We start from the raw sequence: 24,155 nt of genomic DNA, 5'->3' as shown, positions 1-24,155 counted from the left end.
TTGGATACTTTTGATTGGATAGCAAAATGGGCAGATTATACGCCCGATAAAACAGCGTTAACTTCTTATGATAGTAACGAGAATTATAGCTATGCCTCATTAAATACCTATGCCAATAGGCTAATGGATAAGTTCATAGCACTAGGACTCGAAGAAGGAGATCGAATTGCAGTTTTAGCCCAACACTCTTTAGAATATATTGTTCTATTTGCTACTTGTCAACGAATGGGAGTAATCTTAGTACCTCTTAACTATCGTCTTTCACAAAAAGAAATAACTAAATTAATTGTCGATTGTATTCCTAAATTATTAATCTATCATCAAGATTATAAAGAAAAAATAGATCCCGAAGTATTTCATAATATTAAGACTTTAACACCTGAATTAGTAAAATATCACTATAAAAATCCCATTCCTGTTGTCAATAAAGAATATATTATAAAGGAAGACAATCCTCTTTTTATATTTTACACTTCAGGTACTACGGGTAGTCCACAAGGCGTAATTTACACCAATAAAATGATGTTCTGGAATAGCCTGAACACCTCAATGCAATTGGGAATTACTTTTAAAGACTCAACATTAAACATTCTACCACCTTACCATACTTCAGGGTGGAATATTTTTATAACACCCTTATTACATAAAGGAGCACATATTGGTATGCTCGATAAGTTTGATGCCGAAAAAGCACTTTGTTTATTAGCCTTAAATGAAACCAGTTTATTTATGGCCTTACCCACAATGCTTTTAATGATGCAACAAACCAACGTTTTTAAAGAAGTTGACTTGAGCCATTTACGATATATTATTTCTGGTGGTGAAGAAGTTTCACAAGAGATAATTAACTATTGGTATGAAGAAAAAAAGGTGTACATAAGACCAGGTTATGGATTGACTGAAGCGGGTCCGAGCATCACTTCATTACACCATGAAATGGCAAAATTAAAACCAAATTCCATTGGAAAATCAAATTTTTACCTCAATATAAAGATAGTTAATCCCCTCGGAAAAGTTGTAAAAACTAATGAAATCGGCGAACTATGTATAAAAGGTGAAGTTGTGAGTCCTGGTTATTGGAACAACTCGGTTAAAACCAAAAATAAAATTAAAAATGGCTGGTTACATACTGGCGACATGGCATTTAAAGACCAAGAAGGTTACTTATTTTTAAAAGGCCGTAAAGATGATATGTATATCTCTGGTGGCGAAAATATATATCCTCAAGAAATTCAAACAGTTATTGAACAGTTTAATGGTATTGATAAGGCGATTGTCTTAAGTACAAAAGATGAAAAGTGGGGCCGTTGTGGCATTGCCTTTGTTACTACAAGTAATAAAAGCATTGTAATTGAAGACATTCGTACTTTTTTGGACAAAAACTTAGTTGGTTTTAAACATCCTAAATATATATTTTTAATGGATAAAATTCCCATTACAGGTTTAGGAAAAGTTTCTAGAAAAAGATTAATGATTTACTTTAATTCGTTAAAATCAAAAAAATGATAAAAAAAATAGCTCTTATTTTTTTGCTCTGTATGAACACGATATTATTTGCACAAAACACTCAAAAACTTATGAAAAATATCGTTTCTGAATATACATATCCCGCAAAATCAATAAGCATTGATAGTTTAGAAATTAGTTATATAATGGAAGGTAAAGGTGCAACCACACTTTTATTTTTACATGGTTTGAGTAGCAATGCTGATGCGTGGTCTAAAAATATTGAAACGCTAAAAAATAACTATACTTGCATTGCCTTAGATTTGCCTGGCTACGGAAAATCATCGATGCTTAACGTTGATTATACACCCTCCTTTTTTGCTTCAATTACGCATCAACTTATTAAAAAATTAGATTTAAAAAATGTTGTGCTTATTGGACACTCTATGGGCGGACAAGCATCTATTAAGTTAGCAACCACCTATCCCAAAGACATTCAAAAATTAATACTTATTGCCCCTGCCGGATTAGAAACTTTTCAAAAAGAACAAGCTAACTTTATGAAAACGGCTTACACGACAGCTACCGTTAAAAATACTTCTGACGAACAAATTGTACATAATTATGCTCTAAACTTTTACAAATTACCCGAAGATGCTCAAAAAATGATTGATGACCGTAAACAGATTAAAAATGCTTCTAATTTTGATGCTCATTGTGAAGCCATCATAAAGAGCATTGCGGGTATGTTAGACGAACCTGTTTTTGATCAATTAAAGGATATAACACAAAAAACCTTAGTTATTTTTGGTAAGGAAGATAAATTGATACCCAACCGCTATTTTAATCCGACGTTAAGCACTGAAAAGGTGGGTAATATTGCCAAAGAACAAATTAAAAATGTTCAAGTGGAGTCTATCCCTGAAAGTGGTCATTTCGTTCAGTTTGAAAAACCAAATCAAGTAAATGTATTGATAGAACAGTTTGTTGAATCAAAAGAATAACACGTTTGAAAACTAAACTAAAAAAATTTACCGATTTTAGTCAGCACATCCTACCTCATGAAGCGACTTATTTATCCGCTTTTCATCAATTTAAAGACCCTGAAAAAACGCAAATAATAGAATTGGTAATTGCCAATGCCTTGTCGGAAAATAATCCATTAGCTTTTAATCAAAGTATCGATAAACGAAAATATTCTTATATCAAAAAATGGATTAACAACAAACTCACCTCCATAGATGTTGATATTATTATTAATTGGATAATGTTGTTGAAAAATAAAGTATTGACCGATGCTATTACGGCAACGGAAGAAAAACATTTTTTACAATATATAATTCAATATAAAAAAGTGGATTATAATTTTCAGAATTTATATGAGTTGGTAAAAGATTATAAACCCTATTTACTGGTTAGAATGCGGTATAATGATCATCAAATTGTCGCCGATTTTCTTAAAAATTATGAGGACCATTATACAACTTCAACTCGAATTGATTCAAAATTATACAATGCCACTACCGATATTACCAACCAATATAGCCTCAATAACAATGAACCAAAATTTTGGGAAAAATGGTTGTTAAAAATTTTTCAAACCACAGCGATTGATGGTAAAAACAGATATCAAGCCTTTGTTTTATTGGCTTTTATGTATACCAATTACAATGAGAGCGAAAAACTAAAAAAAATATTCGATCATATAGATGTATTTTTTGGGAAGGGGCAAATGTATTCGAGAAGAATATTATCTAATTATTACGCAAGTCGCGTTTTAATGCACTCTAGAAAAGATGAATTAAAAAAAGCTGAATATTATGCGTTTCTCTCTATTCGCCAAGAAAATAATGATACTTTAATGTATCTGAATAATCTAGTATCTATCCTGCTAAAGAACAGTAAACCAAAAAAAGCGAATGCACTTATGGCAGAATACATTAATCTTTTTAATGAAACTCATAACTATCATCAAAAACTAGGTTATGCTTCCAATCAAATTCGAATTCTGACCGAACTTAATAAGTTTGCTGAAGCAGATAATTATGCCAAAAAAATAATTAAAAAATACAAATCTAAAATCATTGAACACCGTTGGCATCATTTTTTTACATCCTATATAAACGTGCTGGTAATAGAAGAAAAATATGATGAAGTTTTAAAAATTACAAGTAAATTTAATTTAATAGCCAAAGAAAAAGAACGAAAGAAAAAAGGGAATTATGTACCCAATATTTCTTGGAGCATCTCACTATCTAGATATATGGAAGGTAAAATTAATGCCACTAAATTATTAGAAGAAATTAAAGAGCCCATAAACGACAAACAACACACCTTAAATCAAAAACAACACATGATTAAAGTTATTGATAAACTTTCAAAAAATCTTCCTGAAGCCTTTTTACAACTAAAGTCCTATCTATAACTTATTGTATTAATAAGCTAATTATCAACAGTATATGTAATTTAATTTAACACTAACTTAAAATAGTCGCACTTAGTTTGACTAGATTCAACTTGATGATAATTGTTTTTTCATAATAGATTGCACATCTAATTTAACTCAAACTACACTATATTATGAAAAAACTGTTTCTTCTTTTAACTATATTTTCTTTTGCAATTTTGCATGCTCAAGAAACCGGAAGTATTCAAGGTATTATTACCGATGATGCTGGACAACCCTTACCATCTGCTTCTGTTAGCATTAACAGTATTAGCAAAGGCGTTGTTACTGATTTTGATGGAAATTATCTTTTAGAAGATATTCCCGCAGGCACTTATGATATAACGTTCTCATTTTTGGGATTACAATCAATTACACAACGTGTTTCAGTTGAAGCTGGTAAAATAACTACAGTAGATATTTCTTTAAATTCATCGGACAACATTTTAAATGAAGTGGTGGTAACTGCAGGTAAAAAACCTCAAAAAATTACAGATGTTCCGGCTACTGTCAACGTAATTAGAGCACAAGACATTCAAGAATTTGCTAGTTTTAACATTGGCGAATTGGCTGCAAGACAAAAAGGTGTGGATTTTGTTCGAAGCGGTGTTTTAGGCACGGGAATCAACATTAGAGGTTTTAACTCTGCATTTAATTCTAAAAATCTTCAAATTACAGATGATAGAGTTTCTACATTGGTAGCCACTGGTTTACCTTTTGGTACTTTTTCTACAGTAACTAAAGACGACGTAGAACGTGTTGAAATTCTTTTAGGACCAAACGGTACACTATACGGACCAAATGCTCATAACGGTTTGGTAAGTACTATTACAAAAAACCCTTTTACTTCTGAAGGAACAACTTTTGCTGTTGGTGTTGGTAATCAAAAAGTATTTACTGCGAGACTAAGACATGCACAAGCACTTAGTGATAAATTTGCCTACAAACTGCATTTTGAAAAATCAACTGGTGAAGAGTTTGATTATACAGATAGTGTTTATGTTGGAGACAAAGCCTATAAAGAATTAGGAAAAGACAATAAATTTGACAGTGAAAAATACGGAGCTTCACTGCATTATAAACCTGGTAAAGCATCTGAAATCATTGGGTATTACGGACATAGTAACAGCAGTAATATTGGTGTTACAAATGCTGGGCGTAATAAAATAAAAGATTGGAGTATAGACATTGCACAATTAAAATTTGTGTCAAACAACTTTTTCTTAAATACATATTACACTTGGAGTAAGACCGAAGACACCTATGCAATGAACCAAAGAACACAAAACTATGTTTCTTTTATTGATAATGGATTTTCTGAAGAAGAGGCTTTAAGAAGGTCTTATACGGAACAATGGAATTCTGCTTTTGGAATACCGTTACCAAGAGGCTCCGTTTTTGAAGATGCATCTAAGAGATTTAATGCAGAGGGACAATACAATAACAATTGGGGCGGGTTTTATTTAACTTTAGGTGCCCAATATCAATTAGATATGGCAAATTCTAATGGTACTTATCTTTTAGATGATGGAGGAATAGACATTGATCAAAAAGGTGTTTATACACAATTAGAATATAAAATTGCCGAGTCTGGTTGGAACTTTTTATTCGGAGCCAGAGTTGATAACCATGAACTATATGGCTCAAACTTTATTCCTAAACTAGCAATTACTAAAGTCATGGATAAAGGAACTTTTAGAGTGACGTATGGTAAAGGGATCGCTGTGCCTTCAATATTAAACCTAAAAGGAAATTTATTTGGTGGATTGGTCATTGGAAATGGAGAAGGTTTCACATTATCTGACGGTTCAAAAATTGAAAAATTAGATGTGGAAACTATTGATTCTTATGAAGTTGGTTATAAAGGGCAACTTTCAGACAAATTATTTATTGATGTTAATGCATACTACAATCAATCAAAGAATTTTATTAGTCCATTACGTAATATTGCAGACGCAGCAAACAATAAATTTGTAACCCACGTTGGAGACGAAAAATATGAAGACGCTGTGCCTGGTGCTACAGGGCCATCAGCATTCTTATTGACTTATATGAACTTTGGTAAAGTTGATACTTATGGTTTTGATCTTGGATTAAATTATTACTTCACAGATGCTTTTAGAACCTCTCTTAATTACTCTTATTTTGGAAGAGATTTAGATAAAAACGATATGGCTAATGATGGTAATTTAGATGGTATAGTTTTAGACACTGAATTGCCTATAAACACTCCAAATAATAAATTAAGCATAGGTTTACATTATAATAAAAATAAATTTTACGGAACTCTTTATGGTCGTTGGGTAGAAAAATATGATTTCTTTTCTGGGATAAACATTGCAGCAAAAACGCAAGATTTAGATGGAGATGGTACCAACGATGTTTTTGCAAATGCAAAGAATGGAAGAACATGGAACTACGGTCAATTAGGTGGTCTTACTGTTGATGCGAATGCTGGTTATTATATTACGGATAAATTTACAGTAGGTGCTAGTATAACGAACTTGTTTAATGCTAAAAACCGAGAGTTTGTAGCTTCTCCAATAATTGGTACTTTATATTCTGTTGAGTTAAAATATACAGTAGATTTCTTTAAGAAAAAATAATATTCAATGCCAAAAATAAACCTCAGCAATATAACACTGAACTACGAGGATAAAGGAAAGGGCAAGGTCTTACTTTTCCTTCACGGGCTCGGATCATCTATAAAAGATTGGGACTTTCAAGTCCCCTTCTTTTCTAAGAATTTTCGTGTGATCACAGTCGATCTAAGAGGCCACGGTGATTCAACAATGAAAGATTCTAATTTTGGTGTTGACCACATGGTCAATGATATAAAAGAATTTTTAGATGCCCTAAAAATTGATAAAGTCACTTTTATAGGTTTTTCCATGGGTGGAGCCATAGCTTTTCAATTTACCTATTCTTATCCTGAAAAAATTGACAAAATGGTTATCGTTAATAGCGGACCTGATTTTAACAATATGGGTAAAATTGGAGAAGATTTGCTCAAAAATAGAACTGAATTCTTAAAGACAAACGGTTTGGATCCATTAGCAAAAGAAATTGCTTTTAATATGTTTCCAGAATCTCATCAACTGAATTTAAGGAACGAGTTTGAAGCCCGTTGCAAAAAGAATGATTTTAATAGTTATTATCAATCTTTTGTAACTTTGATGGATTGGGGTATGGGTGACAAAATAAAAGATATTAAAGCGAAAACACTTGTAATTGCTTCTGATATTGATTATACTCCAATAGCATTTAAAGAGGAATATGTAAAAAAATTACAAAATGCTTCTCTTGTAGTAATCAAGAACTCGAGACATGGAGTTGTGTTAGATCAGCCTGAAGCATTTAATAAGGCATTATTTACATTTTTAAGTCATGAATAAAACAGTTTTAATTACCGGAAGTACAAGTGGTATCGGTTTGGGTATTGCTACACAATTTGCAGAAAAAGGGTATAATATAATGTTTAATGGATTAGAGTCCAATGGTACTGAAATTGCTAAAAATATTGCCTCAAAGTATCGTGTTAAAACTTCCTTTTCTAATGCCAACTTATTAGATAAAAAGCAAATTGAGGACTTGGTTAAGGAAACCATTGAAACTTTTGGTTCTTTAGAAGTATTGATAAATAATGCTGGTATTCAATATGTTTCTCCAATTGAAGAATTTTCATCAGAAAAGTATGAAAATATTATTGCTATTAATATGAATTCTGCTTTTTATGCGTCTAAAGCAGCTTGGAAACAAATGAAAGCTCAAAAATTTGGTAGAATTATTAATATAGCCTCGGTTCACGGGTTAAGAGCCTCTGAATTTAAGGTGGCTTATGTTACAGCCAAACACGGCGTAATAGGAATGACCAAAGTATTAGCTTTAGAAGGTGCTCCTTTTAATATAAATGCCAATGCTATCTGCCCTGGCTATGTAAAAACTCCATTGGTTGAAGGTCAGATAAAAGACCAAGCAAAAGCTCACCAAATGACAGAAGATGAAGTGGTACAAAAAGTCATGTTAAAAAAACAAGCCGTTAAAGAGTTTGTACCCATATCAGTAATTGCAGATACAGCTCTTTTATTAGCAGGAGAAACATCCGCTACAATAACAGGTACTACTTTTGCCTTAGATGGCGGTTGGAGTGCCCAATAAAATTATTTCAAATAAAAAATGCCCGCTATATAAATAACGGGCATTTTCTGTTATAAAGTTAAAAGCTTAATTAACAACAAACTCAGCCATATTTTTTGTTGTAGAACTACCACCAATCCAAACATTAAAATCACCAGGCTCAACCTCCCATTTGTTATTTGCAGTATAAAATTGGAGTGTTTCAGAGTTAATTGTGAAATGTATTGTTTTGCTTTCACCTGCTTTGAGCATTATTTTTTCAAACCCTTTAAGTTCTTTTATAGGACGCGTAAGACTTCCTACTAAATCTCTAATATAAAGCTGAACAACCTCTTCTCCATCTACTGATCCATCATTAGTTACATTTATTGATACTTTTATCTCACCGTCTTTTGCCATTTCTGCATTATCTAAGCTTACTTTACCGTATTTAAAGTTAGTGTAGCTCAATCCGTGTCCAAATGGATATAAAGCCGCTTTAGGAGCATCATTATAGCCAGAATAAGTTACTTGGGTACTTGTAGGTCTCCCTGTATTTTTTTGATTGTAATATAAAGGCTCTTGCCCAACATTGTATGGAAAAGAAACAGGCAATTTTCCTGACGGATTATAATCACCAAATAAAACATCGGCAATAGCAAAACCTGATTGAGAACCTAAATGCCAACATTCTAAAATAGTGGGTACATTTTCTGCTGCCCATGAAATATCCATTGGACGACCATTCATAAGCACAATAATTACATTTTTATTAACAGCATAAACCGCTTCAAGTAATTCTTGTTGCAATCCTACAAAACCAATTTTTGTCTGGCTTCTTCCTTCTCCTGTTTGAAAAGCATTTTCACCAATGGCCAATAAAACAACATCTGCCTTTCTTGCAGCATTAACTGCTGCTGATATACCTGATCTATCTGTAGTATTAAATTCCAAATTGTGTAAAAATTGATTTTCACCAGGTGCTACCGTTTTTGATGTCAATTCTACACCTTTTTCGTAATAAACTTTAGTATTTTCATTAGCAGCAGCTTTTACGCCTTCTAATAATGAAATAGCAGAATTATATTTACCTTTTCCACGCCAATTTCCTAATGGCGTGTCTTTATCATCAGCCAAAGGACCAATAACCGCAATGCTTTTTATAGATTTAGATAAAGGTAGCAGTGCCGATTTTTTAGTTGTAACAGTATCGTTCTTTAATAAAACAATCGATTTTTTAGCTACATCACGAGCAATTTCTAAATGCTCTTTAGTATATATTTCATTTTTTTCTCGTTCTTCATCACAATATTTATAAGGATCATCAAATAAACCTAATTGAAATTTCACACGCAGTATACGTCTTACGGCGTCATCTATATCACTCAGCTTTACTTTATTTTCTTCTAAAAGTTTCTCTAGCTCAGCTTCATACGCATACGACTCCATATCCATATCACTACCTGCATTTAAAGCCAGTTCTGCAGCATGTTTCTTGTCTTTTGCATAACCATGTGCAATCATTTCTGCAATAGAAGCCCAGTCAGAAACCACAAACCCATTCCAAGCCCACTCGCCTTTTAATAAGTCTCTTTGTAATTTTTTACTAGCTGTTGCTGGAATACCATCTATTTCATTAAAAGAATTCATAAAAGTAGCAACTCCTGCCTCTGCAGCAGCTTTAAATGGAGGTAAAACAGCGTTATGTAATTCGTGTTCTCCAATATTTACAGTATTATAATCTCTTCCTGCTTCTCCAAATCCATAACCTGCAAAATGCTTTGCACAGGCTGCTATGGTATTATTTTTTGACAAATCATCTCCTTGAAAACCATTGATTCTAGCCACACCAATTTTTGAACTTAAATACGGATCTTCACCAGCACCTTCCATGATACGACCCCAACGAGCATCTCTAGAAACATCTACCATCGGAGCAAAGGTCCATTGAACACCTGCTGCAGAAGTTTCAATTGCCGCAACTTCAGCTGATTTACGAATTATCTCTAAATCCCAACTAGCACTTTCTCCTAAAGGAATAGGAAATATAGTTTCGTAGCCATGAATTACATCATAACCAAAAATAAGAGGAATTTTTAATCGCGAATTTTCCATTACTAATTTTTGTGCTTCACGAACTGCTTTTACAGACGTAACGTTAAGCATCGAGCCTACTTCACCTTTTTTTAATTTCTCTTCTTTGAACTTGTTTCCTTCTGACGAAGCTGGTCCAGTTACATCCCAACTGGCTGCATATTGAACCATCTGACCGATTTTTTCATTCAAATGCATTAAGGCTAAAACAGAATCAACTTTCCGCTCAATATTAGCATCTTGATTTGAATCTTTTTTAGTTGTTTTGGCGTCACTATTCGTGTTATTACAACTCTGAAATATTATTATAGAGGGTAGGATAAAAAATAATAAATAAATTTTTTTCATGGTTTTAAAATTACTTGGGTGTTTGGTTTTGTGGTTTTACTCTAGTTCTAACTTTACATAAACTGGTAAATGATCAGAAGGATACTTTAAATCTTTTGAATTACTTAAAACTGCGTACTTATAAACTTTAATATTTGATGTTTTAGATACAAAAACATAATCGATTCGTCTTGTTACTGGTTCATTGAATTTAAAGGCGTTGAACGTCCCTGTAGGACCGAATTTAAGTTTGCTCTGCTCTTTAGAATCTAGAAAATTTTGTTTTAAACTGGTTATTAATTCATTATCAGGTTCCACGTTAAAATCACCCATTAGAATTACGGGGTAATTTTCAGTATTGAGTGAAGCAATTCTTTGCCTAATTAATTCCATACCATTCAGTCTTGCTTGTTGCCCAATATGATCTAAATGTGTATTCACTATCCATACTTTTTCTAGTGATTTTAAATCCGTAAACAAACCATAAGTGCAAACTCTTTCATAGGCGGCATCCCAACCCTTTGATCTTTTTTCTGGCGTAGTAGATAACCAAAAGGTACTATCTTGTTCTACTTTAACTTTATTAGTATTGTAAAATATTGCCGAATACTCACCATTATCACCGCCATCTCTACCGTGACCAATCATTTTATAATCAGTTAAGATTTCTTTCATATACTTTATCTGATTAGGGCGACCTTCTTGTGTACCCATAACATCAGGACTATAAAATTTTATCTGATTCGTTAAAAACTCCTTGCGATGCTCCCAAGCATTTTCGCCATCAGAAGCCACGTCTAATCGAATGTTGTAAGTCATTATTTTTAAACTTTGACCATTTGTCATTGAATATGACAATGCTAGAATAATAATAAACAGAAATTTTTTCATTTTTTTAATTTGTTTTTTGATAAACACGAACATAATCTACTAGCATTTGTTGTGGAAAAATACTGTCATCAATACCTTGTGCACCACCCCAGCCACCGCCAACAGCAATATTTAATTTTAAGTGAAATTTTTGGTCAAAAGGCCATTCAGCATCCGTTTTATATTCATTTTTAAAGGAATGATAAACAACATTATCTAGTAGAAAATCTATTTTTTCTGGAGTCCACTCAACAGCATAAATATGATACTGATCATAAGGATCATTAATAAAAACAGCTTTACCAACTGCAGTTCCAATTTTATGATTATAGGCTTCGGTATGTACGGTTCCGTAGATAGAATCTTTGGTAAAACCAACGTGCTCCATTATGTCAATTTCTCCACATTTGGGCCAGCTAACTTGTTTCCAATTTTCGCCCAACATCCAAATTGCAGGCCAGATGCCCACACCTTTGGGTAATTTTGCTTTTACTTCAATTTTTCCATATTGCCATGCCTCCAAATTACTAGTAGTAATACTCCCACTTGAATAATTATAGCCTTCAATTTCTTCCTTATGGGCTTCTAATATTAAATTCCCATTTTCAACTCTCGTATTTTTTAAATTTTCTGTATAGTATTGTTTTTCATCATTTCTTACATACCCCTTTTCATAGTTCCATTTCGTAGCATCAGGTTTTCCTTCTTCATTAAATTCATCTTCCCAAACCAATTGATATTCTTTTTCAATTTCTTTATCATCTTTACTATCAGATGAATTACAAGCATAAATTGTAAATATGGAAAGTATAATAAAATATTTTGATGCTTTCTTCATAAGTCTAAATGTAATATTTAAACAATTTCTTTTATGTACTATAATTAAACGGCTAATTTACCATACTTAGTAGATTGTATTCTGAGGTCTTCATTACTTTTTCTCTTGATAAACCCTTACATAATCCACCACCATTTGTTGTGGGAAAATACTATCATCTATTCCTTTTTGACCACCCCAACCGCCACCAACAGCAACATTCAAAATTAAGTAAAATTTTTGATCAAAAGGCCATTCTGCAGTAGTTTTATGCTCATTTTCTATGTGATTATAAACGACGTCATCTAACATAAAATCTATTTTTTCAGGTGTCCACTCAATAGCGAAAACATGAAATTCATCATTCGGGTTTTCTATAAAAATAGTTTTACCTTTTTCAGTACCTATTGTATGATTATAGGCCTTGGTATGTATTGTTCCGTGAATAGTATCATTGTCATACCCCACATGTTCCATAATGTCAATTTCTCCACTTTCTGGCCAACCAAGTTCTTTTCTTGATTCGCTCAACATCCAAATTGCAGGCCACATGCCAAGTCCTTTAGGCAATTTTGCCCTCGCTTCTATGCGACCGTATTTCCATTCTGCTAAACCTTCAGTTTTAATTCTGGCAGAACTGTATGTCGCCACTTTATCTTTTGTTTTATATGCTGCCCATGTATTTTCTAAATCCTTATTTTGAAAATCTTTATTAGCCACATCTTCTTTATGGGCTTCTATGATTAAATGGCCACCTTCAACTCTTGCATTTTTAAGACTGTCCGTATAGTACTGTTTTTCTTGATTGGCAATAAAACCGTAATCATAAGTCCATTTTGAGCTATCAGGTTTCCCTTTATAATTGAACTCATCACTCCAAACCAATGAATAACCGTTACTGACAGGACTTACCTTAACTCTATCAAATAACAACTCAGGTTCGTTGGTAGTAATGTAATCGAATTCATTTGCTATCAACCAATCTAAATCTTCTTGAGAATTTACCGTCCAAGCATTCAATGTTAGCCCTAGTTCTTTGGCACTTTTTATCCACTCCGGATTTTTTTTAAATACTTTTAAATGATAATCTAATCCAGAAATACCATCATCTTTCAATTGTTGCGGTGTTTTGGTCCCGTTTAAATATTGCGTTTGGGCTTTCGGATCAAGTTCAATAATTCTAAGAAGGATATCATATCCAAAACTAATATAAGAATGAATATAGGATTCTGCTTTTAATTCTTTGACTAAAGCCAGAACTTTGTCCGTCATTTTAAGATTATATTCTTTGTCTTTATTTGGTTTTATTTCACATACTAATCCGGTAGTGGTATTGTTTTCCATTCCAGCAAGAATGTAGTTTCTTAATGTCGGTAAAGCTTCTCCGTTAGAAAGTTTAAATTTTGCTAATTCTTCGTAAGTAGACTCTTTAATGAGCAAGTCATTATAATGAGCATCATGATAGATCACCAAAATACTATCAGCGGTCATATGCACATCAAACTCTGAGCCTGTACATTTTAATTCGATAGCATGCTTTAGCGAAGCAATAGAGTTTTCTGGAAGCTGTTCTGCTTTCCAAGCTCCACGATGTGCAACAACTATATTGTCTGCAAAATGAATGTTTTCTTTCATGTTATTGCTACAAGCAAATAAACTTGCAGCTACTAAGATAATAAATAAAAAACGCATTATTTTATACTTTTTATTTTGATTTATACTTTACTTTAATGATACTTACAATTGAAAAAAATCTAAGGACACGAATTGGTCCTTAGATTTTTAAAATACTAACTTAACTCAAATATGTTCAGAACTACAATCATTAAAAAATAATAAATGTAGATTAATTATAACCTTCATTTTGAGGATAATTTGGACCTAATAAATCTAAATCTTCTTGATATATAGGATAATTAATATAATGATCTTGCCAATTAACTCTAGGATCTTTTTCACCATCATAATATTGAGGATAATACTCTCCATCTCCTGCATAGGTTCTCATTTGATAATTAAGCACATCTGAACCTAATCGTTTTAAGAAAAAGAATCGCTCTCCTTCAAATGATAATTCGCGTGCATTTTCATCCATTATTGCTTGCAAAGTTAGCTCTTCTATTGGTGTCGCATTAGCTCTTTCTCTTATTGCATTTAAATAAGGTAAACCATCTCCACCTGTTCTCATTAATGCTTCTGCAGCAATAAGATACGTTTCAGCTAACCTGTATACAATAATATTAGTTTGTTGAAAATAAGTGTCTTGTTCAACATCTGCTTGTGCAAACTTTACACAAGACGGATGCAAACGTTGATAGTATCTTTTATAATCGACACCATCTGGGTTCTCTTCACTAATCGGCTTATAAATATCAATAGTGTCACCTACACTTTTACCATCTGGTAACTTTGCAGCATCATTATAAAAAAAGTTTAATCTAAAATAGGTATTGTCATCTCTAGTATCATTTTCATCCTCTGCTAATAAATCTAACAAATATCGATTAGGCACGACACGAGAAAAACCTTTTCCTCCCTGCTCACTATCAGGTACAATACCTCCTATTTGAAAATATTGAGCAACATAATTAGCATTCATCATATGACCTTTTCCTCCTCCCAACACATTGTCTTGAGACTGTACGGTATATAATTGCTCTGAATTATTTCGTTGATCTTTAAAAACATCTGCCGTTGTTGCTACTAAACTAAACGGGCTTTCCGCGTCTTCAATTACCGATAATGCCTGAGTTTTTGCTTCTTCATAGTCGCCTTCCCACATGGCAACTTTCGCTTTTACATGTTTTGCTGTTCCTTTTGAAACACGACCGAAATCTACATTCCAATCTAAATGGTCTATGGCAAAATTTAAATCGCTGTTTAATAAAGCAAAAATTTCTTCTTTAGAGGATTTGTTTTGAATTAAATCAAAAGCATTATCAACTGTTACCGATGTAGTTGAAACATAAATGTTATTATACATTCTGTATAGGTAAAAATAAGCATGTGCTCTAAAAAATTTAGCCTCAGCAATAATCTGATTTTTAGTTTCTTCATCTACACCTTCAATTACTTCTGCAGCATTAATTAAATCTGTAGCTTTATTAGCTATTTTATAGAAGTTTTTCCAAAATAAAGGTGATGTAAATCGGGATCCAAAGTCTATAGGTGAAACACCTCTTTCATATCTGCCCATATTACCAGTATATCCAGATCTTGAGAATGTCAAATCTGCTCTAGTAGACATTAAAACTGTACCCATATAGTCTTGAATATTGGTTTCATATCGATCTCTATTAAACGTATATAAACTCACAATACCAGATTTTAAACCTTCTTCTGTATTGTAAACATAACCTAAATCAATGAGCGTACTAGGTTGTTCCTCTAAGTAGTCCTCACAAGAGGTGACTAAAAAGATAGTCACTAATAAAAGTAAAGTATTCTTCATTTTTTTATATAAACATTTCGTATTCATAATGTATTTTTTATGTGTTATAAATTAACTTTTACTCCAAATGTAAAACTTGTTGCATCTGGATAACCTGTATCTGCATTAGAAAATGTACTTCTAATATTTACCTCTGGGCTATATCCAAGGTAGTCGGTCTGTGTAAATAAATTGGTTCCTGTTACATAGAAACGAATTTGATCCATATTTACTTTAGATGTCCAAGATTCAGGCATCGTATATCCTAAACTTACTGTTCTCAATCTAATATAAGATGCATCTTTTACAGCCAAAGCACCAATATAGGTAGGAGCCGCTTCAGCGTTTGCTCTTGGGTATGTTGTAGATGGGCTTTCAGGTGTGTAATAGGGTACTTTTAAACCGTTTAATATTCCACGTAAACTACCACCATTATTATATTCACTTATAAATGGATTAACTTTTGTAGCTCCTTCTACTGCATAGAAATCAACCATTAAATCAAAACCTTTATACGATATATTTGTAGATAACGATCCAAACCAGTCTGGATTCGTATCAATAAATACACGATCATCTTCTGTTATTTTTCCATCTTTGTTAACATCACTAACTCTAATATCACCAGCTCTCAGACTTGTTTGAGGATTCGTTGATTCTGCATTGGCTTGAGGAGCATTTGCAATATCTTCACCTTCTTGCCATATACCATCAAATTCATATGTTCTTATAACACCTACGGGTTGCCCTACATAGTAATTGTAAATATCGTCTTCAAGAATTGGCTCACCTATACCATCATTATACAAGTCTATTATTTTATTCTTATTATTTGACCAATTTGTTGAAATAGACCATTTAAAATCTTCCTTATTAAAGAGATTTGCTGTTAAACTTAATTCCATACCCGTATTTTGAAGTTCACCTGCGTTAAAATAGGTGTAGTTATATCCAGTAATTGGTGGGACTCCTCTTTTTAATAATAAATCTTTCGTTCTTGAATCGTAATATTCAATACTACCTGTTAACAATCTTTTAAAGATTGAAAAATCTAAACCAAAATTCAGTGTAGTAATCGTTTCATGCTTTAAACTTAAGTTAGGTAGCACAACAGAAGGAGAATACCCAGAAGCAGTTTGATCATTAAAAACATAATTTTGACCTTCTGCTGTAAACAAAGATGTATAAGGACTCTTCAATGCATTTGCTAAAGAACCATAACTCACTCTTAATTTTAGTTCTTGTATGGCATCAACATCTTCTAAAAAACTTTCTTTATGCATTTTCCATGCAAAAGCAGCCGCTGGGTTATATGTCCATTTAAAGTCTTTTGCATTTACAGAAGCTCCATCTGCTCTATAGGTTGCGGTAAATAAATATTTATCCATCAAATTATATCTGGCTCTACCCATAAAAGAAGCTGTTCTTACTTTTGTTTTATCACGTTCAGCTGTTATAAGACCGATTGCATTGGTAATACCGTCATAACCTAAACTTTCGTTTGGAAATCCAGTTCCTTGAGTAAAAGTTCTAGAATATTTATTCTCATCTATTGCCTGAACCAATGTTATGTTGAAATTATTGTTATCGTTTATAATCTTATCATAAGTTAAAATGTTTTCAACTAAAAAAGCTTCTCTTAATTGATTATCAATTCGTGCAATCCCTCTATCTGCTTCACCACTGGAACTCAAAGAAGACAGGTATTGCCCTCTTTCAGAATTTTTACGAGTCATAGAAGCTTTTAATTGATATTGTAAATTTTTAGAAATTTGATATTTAGGCATAATCGTTACCACAAAATCATTTCCTTTTTCATCGTGATCTTGTTCGCGTAAATTCCATAATGGATTTGTAGCAGACCCTTCATCACCACTTGGAAATTCTGCAATACTACCATCAGCATTATAAGCACTTCCTAATGGTGAAGTAGTAATCACATTTACATTTGCGGCTCTTTCTATGTCATCATTAAGAATTCCAATGTCAAATGTTACCGAAAACTTATCACTAATTTTTTGATCAACATTTAAACGCAGGTTTTTTCTAGTATAACTCGATGTTGGAATGATACCGTCTTCATTAAAGTAACTTAAACTACCATAAACACTTGTGAAATCTGTACCTCCAGAAATTCCAATAGAATGACTATTAACAACCCCATTTCTCATCAATTCATCTTCCCAGTTAACAAAATTATTGTTTGCAATATTTTCTAATTCAACATCAGAAAATATATTAGCATCATCAGAATATTCATCGTTAACATCTGCAGACCTTGCTGCTTCCCTTTTATATTGTGCAAATTCTTGCCCGTTATAAACGTCAAAATTTCTCTCAATGGATTTAGTGGCAACATAGCCATGATAGGTAACACTCACTTTATCTTTTTTACCTCTCTTAGTAGTTACTAAAACCACACCATTCGCTGCTCTTGATCCATATATAGCTTGTGCAGATGCATCTTTAAGAAATTCAATTGACTCTATATCATCAGGACTAATGTCTTCTATGCCTCCATCTCTAACAACACCATCTACGACATATATACCACTTACATTACCTTCAATAGACCCTTGACCCCTAAAAATAATTTCAGAAGTACCTCCTGGTCTTAAACTACCACTTCCTACATCTACTTTCAAACCTGAGATTCTACCTCTCAACATTTCAGTTACATCAGATGTCGGAGTAACCACTGCTTTTGCTAAATCTGTTTTTGCAACGGCACTTACCAAGTCACTTTTCTTTTGAGTACCGTAACCAACTACGACAACTTCATCTAACACACTAGCGTCTGGCTCTAAAGAGACAGAAATGTTTTCTGAAACCGCTACCTCTTTAGTAACATATCCAATAAAGGATACTTGAAGTGTTGTTGCATTGTTGTTTACGTTTAAGGTAAATTTACCATCGAAATCGGTAGATGTACCGTTACTTGTTCCTTTTACAATAACCGAAGCACCTGGCAACGGAGTTCCTGTTTCGTCTAGCACCGTACCTGTTACTGTTTTCTGAGCCTGTAAAGCAGCAAAACTGCTTACTACAAAAGCTAACATGAGCAAGGCTAGGTTTGTCCTTTTTGTAATTAATTTTAACATCATAAGTAATTTGAGTTTGTTTTATTTAAGTTTCCAATATTATGAACAAGCCAATGAACTGAAATGAACCTAATATTAAGTGTTTGTTAAATATAAGTTAACTGTCAAAGTTTACCCAAAAATTGCCCATACAAAAAACATACAATAGAAATACTCAAAAAATGAGGCTTAAATATATCAAATAAGCATTATTACCACTATTAAATAACAAATAATGAATTTTGACATAAAGTGTATAAAAAACAATAAAAAATAAAAATGTAGTGGTAAAGTATGGTTAAAATAGGTCTTTTAAATCAACTTAAATATCCAAAATATGATCAGTGAGGTTAATTTCATGTTTTAGTTTCATTTTCTTTCGCAATCGATAACGTCTAACCTCAACACTTTTTACTGAAATATTCAATAATGGAGCAATCTCTTTTGAAGATAGATTTAATCTTAAATAAGCACAAAACTTTAAATCATTGTGCGTTAAATCAGGGTATAAGCTTTTTGCTCTTTTAAGAAAATCTTTATCAGCACTGTTAAAAGCATCCTTAAATAAATTCCAATCTTTCGTATTTTCTAAGTTTTTATCAATCAATTTAAATACATCATCATCTTTAGATAAGCCAATATTACTTTTCAACTCTTTCTTTACCTTTCGTAACACTTCATTTCTCTTAACAATACTCATGGTTGAAATAGCTAATTCTCTATTTTTACTTTCTATTTCTTGGTTTAATTTTTCATTTCTCAGCTTAATTACCTCTTGCTCGTTACTTATTCGATTAACTTCTATCTGACGTTGATTTTGTTCAATAAGCTCTAAGTGCTGTTTTTTATAATGCCTTTTGTACAAGCGATGCGTTATAAATCCAGAAATTAATATCAATAACAGATATCCTCCAATTGCAAAATTTGATAAATATGTGGGTCTTGCTATTTCAAAAGTATAATTAACAGTATTATCTGAAACTTGATCACCTACTTTAGACCTAACCGAAAAGGTATAACTACCAAATGGCAATTTATCAAAGATTACGTTTGGTGATGCTGTCCAATCACTCCAATCAGGTTGGTAATTATCTAATTTATATTGATAATTGACAAATTCATATTTATTATACCTAGAGGTACTATACTTAAACTGCAATACATTTTCTTTATGACTAAAACTACCATTTTCATTAATTAAAACGTTAAAAACACTATCCTTTGTCTTAACTATTATATCATTTAGAAATATTTTATGAGGTGTTTTATCATATTTATCCAAATCCACCAAAATATAACCGTTTGTTTTTCCAATAATATATAAGTTGTCTTTTAAGTGTGTAATGTTTTCAAAACTAACCGTAGTATTTCTCCAATAGTTTTGAATGGGGATTGATTTTATTTCTATTTTACCAGGAATGGGCCCTTTTTCGGCGTAATTAATATTCGATTTATTAAATGACCATAACCTTTGTTTACTATCTTTTACCAGTTTACCAGAAATATACTCGTCTCTAACTATTAATTTACTCAGTGCCGTATCTTTAACAAAGCTTTCTCCTGAACCAGATAATTTATAGACTCCTTCTTGATAGCTATACAACAAGTCGTCATCATATTTTAAAATACTTGAACCTTTACCCTTCGGCACATCAGAAAATAGAATTACTTTTTCAAAAACAGTGTAATTATTATTTAACCGTAATTTATAAACCCCTTTGTATTCATGATTAATCCATATTTCTGAATTATTTAGAATTTCGAAAAAACGGGCTGAATTTTCAAATCCCTTAATCTTATTTTTTAATATCCATTTATTATTCTTTTTTTCAAGTATGCTCATACCCGAATAATGGCCTTGCAATAATAAATCAGGACGATTTGGAACTTCTCTAAAATTCCATGTACCAGGAATATCACAAATTTGTTCAGACGTATTGTTGTTAATGAGAAAAGTGCCTGAAGTATGCCCGCAGAGCAACTGGTTTTCATACACAAAAAGCGACCAAACCTGTCCTTTTGTTCCTTCTACTAGTTTCAGAGGTTCATTCACTAATGTTGACTTATAAAACAAGCCTTGATTGGTACCTACATACAACTTATCATTATGTATAATTGAACTATAGGTTGTACCAACAGTACCTCCATTATCATTATACTCACGAATAAATGACTGCATATTTAAACAATCTATTCCATTATCTAAAGCCGACCACACGTTACCTGAAGCATCTTCAAACAAGTTTAAAATAGTATTGTTACTCAAACCATTAGACTGATTAATAGTATTAATTAATTTACCTTCTTGTGATAAATGAATAATCCCAGCAGATATTGTTCCTAACATATAGGTTTTATCTAAGAGCTGAACACCACTATAAATCTGATATTCATCTAAAATCTTATCTGCAGCGATAGACCAACCAGTAACAACACCTTTATCAACCTTAAAAAAACCCTTATTTCGTGTTAATAAAATAAGACCTTCACTATCACTTTCAAAAATATTCAAAACAAATTTCACCTCATACTTATCTGGTATATTTGCTATTAATACTTCCTTGCCTATCTCAAGTTTATATAAATTTCCATTATTTTTAAAAATATAAATGGTATTATTTATCTCAAAAATGCGATAATAATTGCCTTTATCTGTAAAATAATTGAGTTCGTTATTTTCTACATTATAAAAATATAATCGATCATAAGATTGAAAAATTATCCAATTATCAAAAGATTTAATATTCCAAATATTTTCATCTTCTAATAATTCATCCCTTATTTTATCCGAAAGCGAAGTGTAATCTAACGACCCTTTGTCATTTCTTTTCCAAAACCCAAATTCCATATATGAACCTGTAAATACTTTATCTTTTACAGCTAGTACCGATCGCATTATGGTGTTATTAGGAGACGGATAAAGCATCCATTGAGCACCATTATACTCTAACAAACCTTCATTATTTGCAATATAAATGAAGTTATCTATATTTTGAGTTACTGCCCAATTTTGATTTTCCGCTTGATAAGTGTTTGATGAAAATTTTAATATAGGAGGTATTTCTTGACCAAAACATGTCAATGATATGAATAACAATAAAAGTAATTGTGTGACTTTCATGTTTAGTGGTTAAACTGTCCTTGTAATTAAGACATTTTGTGTAAAGATAAAAAAGAAAGTCCGATATCCTGAGACTGAAGATTAGCATTTATTCTAAACAGTAGAGAAACCCAATAACAACTATAAGCTTGCTGATAGTACCAACATCAGCAAACCTGCTAATGAGGCTCCAATTATTGGTCCGACAACAGGAATCCATGCATAACCCCAATCATTAGAAGCCTTATTTTTAATCGGTAAAATGGCGTGTATAATTCTAGGTCCCAAATCACGTGCTGGGTTTATTGCATAACCTGTAGTACCACCAAGTGACAAACCAATAACCCAAACTAAAAAGGCAACAGGTAAAGCTCCAAGAGAACCCAGACCGATTGGAGTTTCTGTTTCTGTTAATGATGCATTGGTAAAATAAAGTACTACGAATACCAATACAAAAGTGCCTATGATTTCCGAAATAATATTTGATTTAGGGTTTCTAATCGCTGGAGCCGTACAAAAAATAGCTCGCTTAGCCTCTCCATCTTCAGTAACCTCAAAATGATCTTTATAAATTAACCAAACACCTAAAGCACCTAACATAGCACCGATAAACTGGCCTAAAGCGTAAAGTGGAATCAAATTCCATTCAAATTTTCCTGCAACAGCCAATCCAATACTTACAGCCGGATTCAAATGAGCCCCACTGTATGGCCCTGCTACTACAACACCTACAAAAACAGCTAAACCCCAGGCGGTTGTAATCACCATCCAACCTTGGTCATTTGATTTGGTTTTTTCTAAAACAACATTAGCTACTACACCTCCTCCTAAAAGAATAAGAAAAAAAGTTCCGATAATTTCTGCTACAAATGGCGTCATGTTAATTATTTTTTGTTTCTGAATTATTTCTAGTCCAATACTCTAATGCATCAATTGCCCTATACCACCCTTTTATTTCTTCCTTAATTTGTTTTCTATCTTCAGTAGGTTTAAAATGTTTATCTGTTTGCCAAATTTCTTGAATTTCATCAGGACTTTCCCAATACCCAACTGCCAAGCCTGCCAAGAAAGCAGCACCCATCGCTGTTGTTTCCACCACTTTCGGACGAACAGTTACAGTATTTAGAACGTCAGCTTGAAATTGCATTAACATATTGTTCACTGTTGCTCCACCATCTACACGTAATTCCTGTATAGTAATACCTGAATCGGCTTCCATCGCTTTCAAAATGTCCATAGTTTGATAGGCTATAGATTCTAGTGAGGCTCGTGCAACATGAGCATCTGTACTTCCTCTTGTTAATCCGAAAATTGTACCCTGGGCATGCTGATTCCAATGTGGAGCACCTAGCCCTGCAAATGCAGGAACAAAGTAAACCCCTTCTGAACTATCAACGGAACTTGCCAAATTTTCTACATCAGCAGACATGCGAATTATCTTTAAACCATCTCGTAACCATTGTACAACGGCACCCGCAATAAAAACACTTCCTTCAAATGCATACGTTGTTTTGCCATTGATTTTCCATGCAACAGTTGTCAATAAATTATTTTTTGAAACAATCGGTTTTTCACCAATATTCATCAACATAAAACATCCTGTGCCATACGTATTTTTAACCATGCCTGGCTTCGTACACATTTGACCAAATAAAGCCGCTTGCTGGTCACCGGCAATTCCTGCAATTGGAATTTTTGAATCATAAAAAGTAGACTGTGTGTGTCCATAAACTTCGCTCGACTGTTTTACCTCAGGTAACATGCTTTTAGGTATGGTTAACAATTCTAACAACTCATCATCCCATTCCATTGTGTTTATATTAAATAACAATGTTCTTGACGCATTGGTCACATCCGTAACATGCTTATTACCTTTAGTGAAATTCCAAATTAACCAAGTGTCTATGGTACCCATAATCAAATCACCATCTTCAGCCTTTTTTCTTGCACCCTCTACATTATCTAATATCCATTTTACCTTAGTACCCGAAAAATAAGAATCAATAACTAATCCTGTTTTTTCTCGTATCATTTCAGATTTACCCTGAAGCTTTAATTCATCACAATAATCTGAAGTACGTTTATCTTGCCAAACAATAGCATTGTAGACGGGTTGACCCGTATTCTTATCCCAAACCACAACCGTTTCACGCTGGTTTGTAATCCCTATAGCAGCAATATTTTCTATATCTAATCCTTTTTTGGCAATGGCTTCAGTAGCTACACCTGCCTGAGTTGACCATATTTCAGTTGGATCATGTTCTACCCACCCTGGTTTTGGAAAATATTGTGTAAATTCTTTTTGAGCAATTGAGATTATATTTCCTTTCTTATCAAAAACGATTGCTCTGGAGCTTGTTGTTCCTTGATCTAAAGCCAGTATGTATTTTCCCATAATTAGTGAATTTAATTAGTTAGTGTAGTGTAGT

At 32.7% G+C, this 24,155-nt stretch carries 15 protein-coding genes; 6 read left to right on the top strand and 9 right to left on the bottom strand.

Features of this window, described 5'->3' with window-relative positions; all coding sequences use genetic code 11:
* The 6 genes from JBL43_RS07960 to JBL43_RS07935 all read left to right on the top strand — a co-directional run bounded on the left by JBL43_RS07960 (position 1) and on the right by JBL43_RS07935 (position 8,050).
* Positions 1-1,506, top strand: coding sequence for a class I adenylate-forming enzyme family protein (locus JBL43_RS07960; RefSeq protein WP_198840919.1), 1,506 nt, complete (start codon positions 1-3; stop codon positions 1,504-1,506).
* Positions 1,503-2,450: an alpha/beta fold hydrolase gene (locus JBL43_RS07955; protein ID WP_198840918.1), complete on the top strand. Its 948-nt coding sequence runs from the start codon at positions 1,503-1,505 to the stop codon at positions 2,448-2,450. Before JBL43_RS07960 ends, JBL43_RS07955 begins: the two co-directional genes overlap by 4 nt.
* Positions 2,451-2,455: 5 nt before the next feature.
* The gene (locus tag JBL43_RS07950; RefSeq protein ID WP_198840917.1) at positions 2,456-3,871 is read left to right on the top strand and encodes a hypothetical protein; all 1,416 of its coding nucleotides are present in this window, start codon (positions 2,456-2,458) and stop codon (positions 3,869-3,871) included.
* 155 nt (positions 3,872-4,026) lie between these two features.
* Entirely contained in the window at positions 4,027-6,498 is a 2,472-nt protein-coding gene (locus JBL43_RS07945) for a TonB-dependent receptor (protein WP_198840916.1), read from the top strand.
* A gap of 6 nt (positions 6,499-6,504) precedes the next feature.
* Positions 6,505-7,287 carry an alpha/beta fold hydrolase gene (locus JBL43_RS07940; protein WP_198840915.1) on the top strand — a complete coding sequence of 261 codons (783 nt, stop codon included), beginning with the start codon at positions 6,505-6,507 and terminating at the stop codon, positions 7,285-7,287.
* Positions 7,280-8,050 carry a 3-hydroxybutyrate dehydrogenase gene (locus JBL43_RS07935; RefSeq protein ID WP_198840914.1) on the top strand — a complete coding sequence of 257 codons (771 nt, stop codon included), beginning with the start codon at positions 7,280-7,282 and terminating at the stop codon, positions 8,048-8,050. The genes JBL43_RS07940 and JBL43_RS07935 overlap by 8 nt, the downstream gene beginning before the upstream one ends.
* A gap of 66 nt (positions 8,051-8,116) precedes the next feature.
* On the opposite strand, the gene bglX is transcribed toward JBL43_RS07935, so the two are convergent.
* The 9 genes from bglX to glpK form a co-directional block, all read right to left on the bottom strand.
* Complete coding sequence (bglX, locus tag JBL43_RS07930) at positions 8,117-10,450, bottom strand: beta-glucosidase BglX (RefSeq protein WP_198840913.1); 2,334 nt, start codon at positions 10,448-10,450, stop codon at positions 8,117-8,119.
* A gap of 36 nt (positions 10,451-10,486) precedes the next feature.
* Positions 10,487-11,320: an endonuclease/exonuclease/phosphatase family protein gene (locus JBL43_RS07925; protein ID WP_198840912.1), complete on the bottom strand. Its 834-nt coding sequence runs from the start codon at positions 11,318-11,320 to the stop codon at positions 10,487-10,489.
* Positions 11,321-11,324: 4 nt separating this feature from the next.
* Complete coding sequence (locus JBL43_RS07920) at positions 11,325-12,137, bottom strand: glycoside hydrolase family 16 protein (protein ID WP_198840911.1); 813 nt, start codon at positions 12,135-12,137, stop codon at positions 11,325-11,327.
* Positions 12,138-12,230: 93 nt separating this feature from the next.
* Positions 12,231-13,808, bottom strand: coding sequence for a family 16 glycosylhydrolase (locus JBL43_RS07915; RefSeq protein ID WP_198840910.1), 1,578 nt, complete (start codon positions 13,806-13,808; stop codon positions 12,231-12,233).
* A 154-nt stretch (positions 13,809-13,962) separates the two neighbouring features.
* On the bottom strand, positions 13,963-15,567 hold the full coding sequence (locus JBL43_RS07910) for a RagB/SusD family nutrient uptake outer membrane protein (protein WP_198840909.1): 1,605 nt from the start codon (positions 15,565-15,567) through the stop codon (positions 13,963-13,965).
* A 44-nt stretch (positions 15,568-15,611) separates the two neighbouring features.
* Positions 15,612-18,650, bottom strand: coding sequence for a SusC/RagA family TonB-linked outer membrane protein (locus JBL43_RS07905; protein ID WP_198840908.1), 3,039 nt, complete (start codon positions 18,648-18,650; stop codon positions 15,612-15,614).
* Between the two features lie 298 nt (positions 18,651-18,948).
* Entirely contained in the window at positions 18,949-21,747 is a 2,799-nt protein-coding gene (locus tag JBL43_RS07900; protein WP_198840907.1) for a helix-turn-helix and ligand-binding sensor domain-containing protein, read from the bottom strand.
* Positions 21,748-21,867: 120 nt separating this feature from the next.
* Positions 21,868-22,605, bottom strand: a complete 738-nt coding sequence (locus tag JBL43_RS07895) for an MIP/aquaporin family protein (RefSeq protein ID WP_138947855.1) — start codon at positions 22,603-22,605, stop codon at positions 21,868-21,870.
* A gap of 1 nt (position 22,606) precedes the next feature.
* On the bottom strand, positions 22,607-24,121 hold the full coding sequence (glpK, locus tag JBL43_RS07890; protein ID WP_198840906.1) for a glycerol kinase GlpK: 1,515 nt from the start codon (positions 24,119-24,121) through the stop codon (positions 22,607-22,609).
* Positions 24,122-24,155: the final 34 nt, after the last annotated feature.

It is taken from the genome of Aureibaculum flavum, assembly GCF_016406085.1.
GTDB lineage: Bacteria > Bacteroidota > Bacteroidia > Flavobacteriales > Flavobacteriaceae > Aureibaculum > Aureibaculum flavum.
The sequence above is the reverse complement of the archived record's forward strand: the minus strand, read 5'-3'. Positions and strand labels throughout refer to the sequence as shown.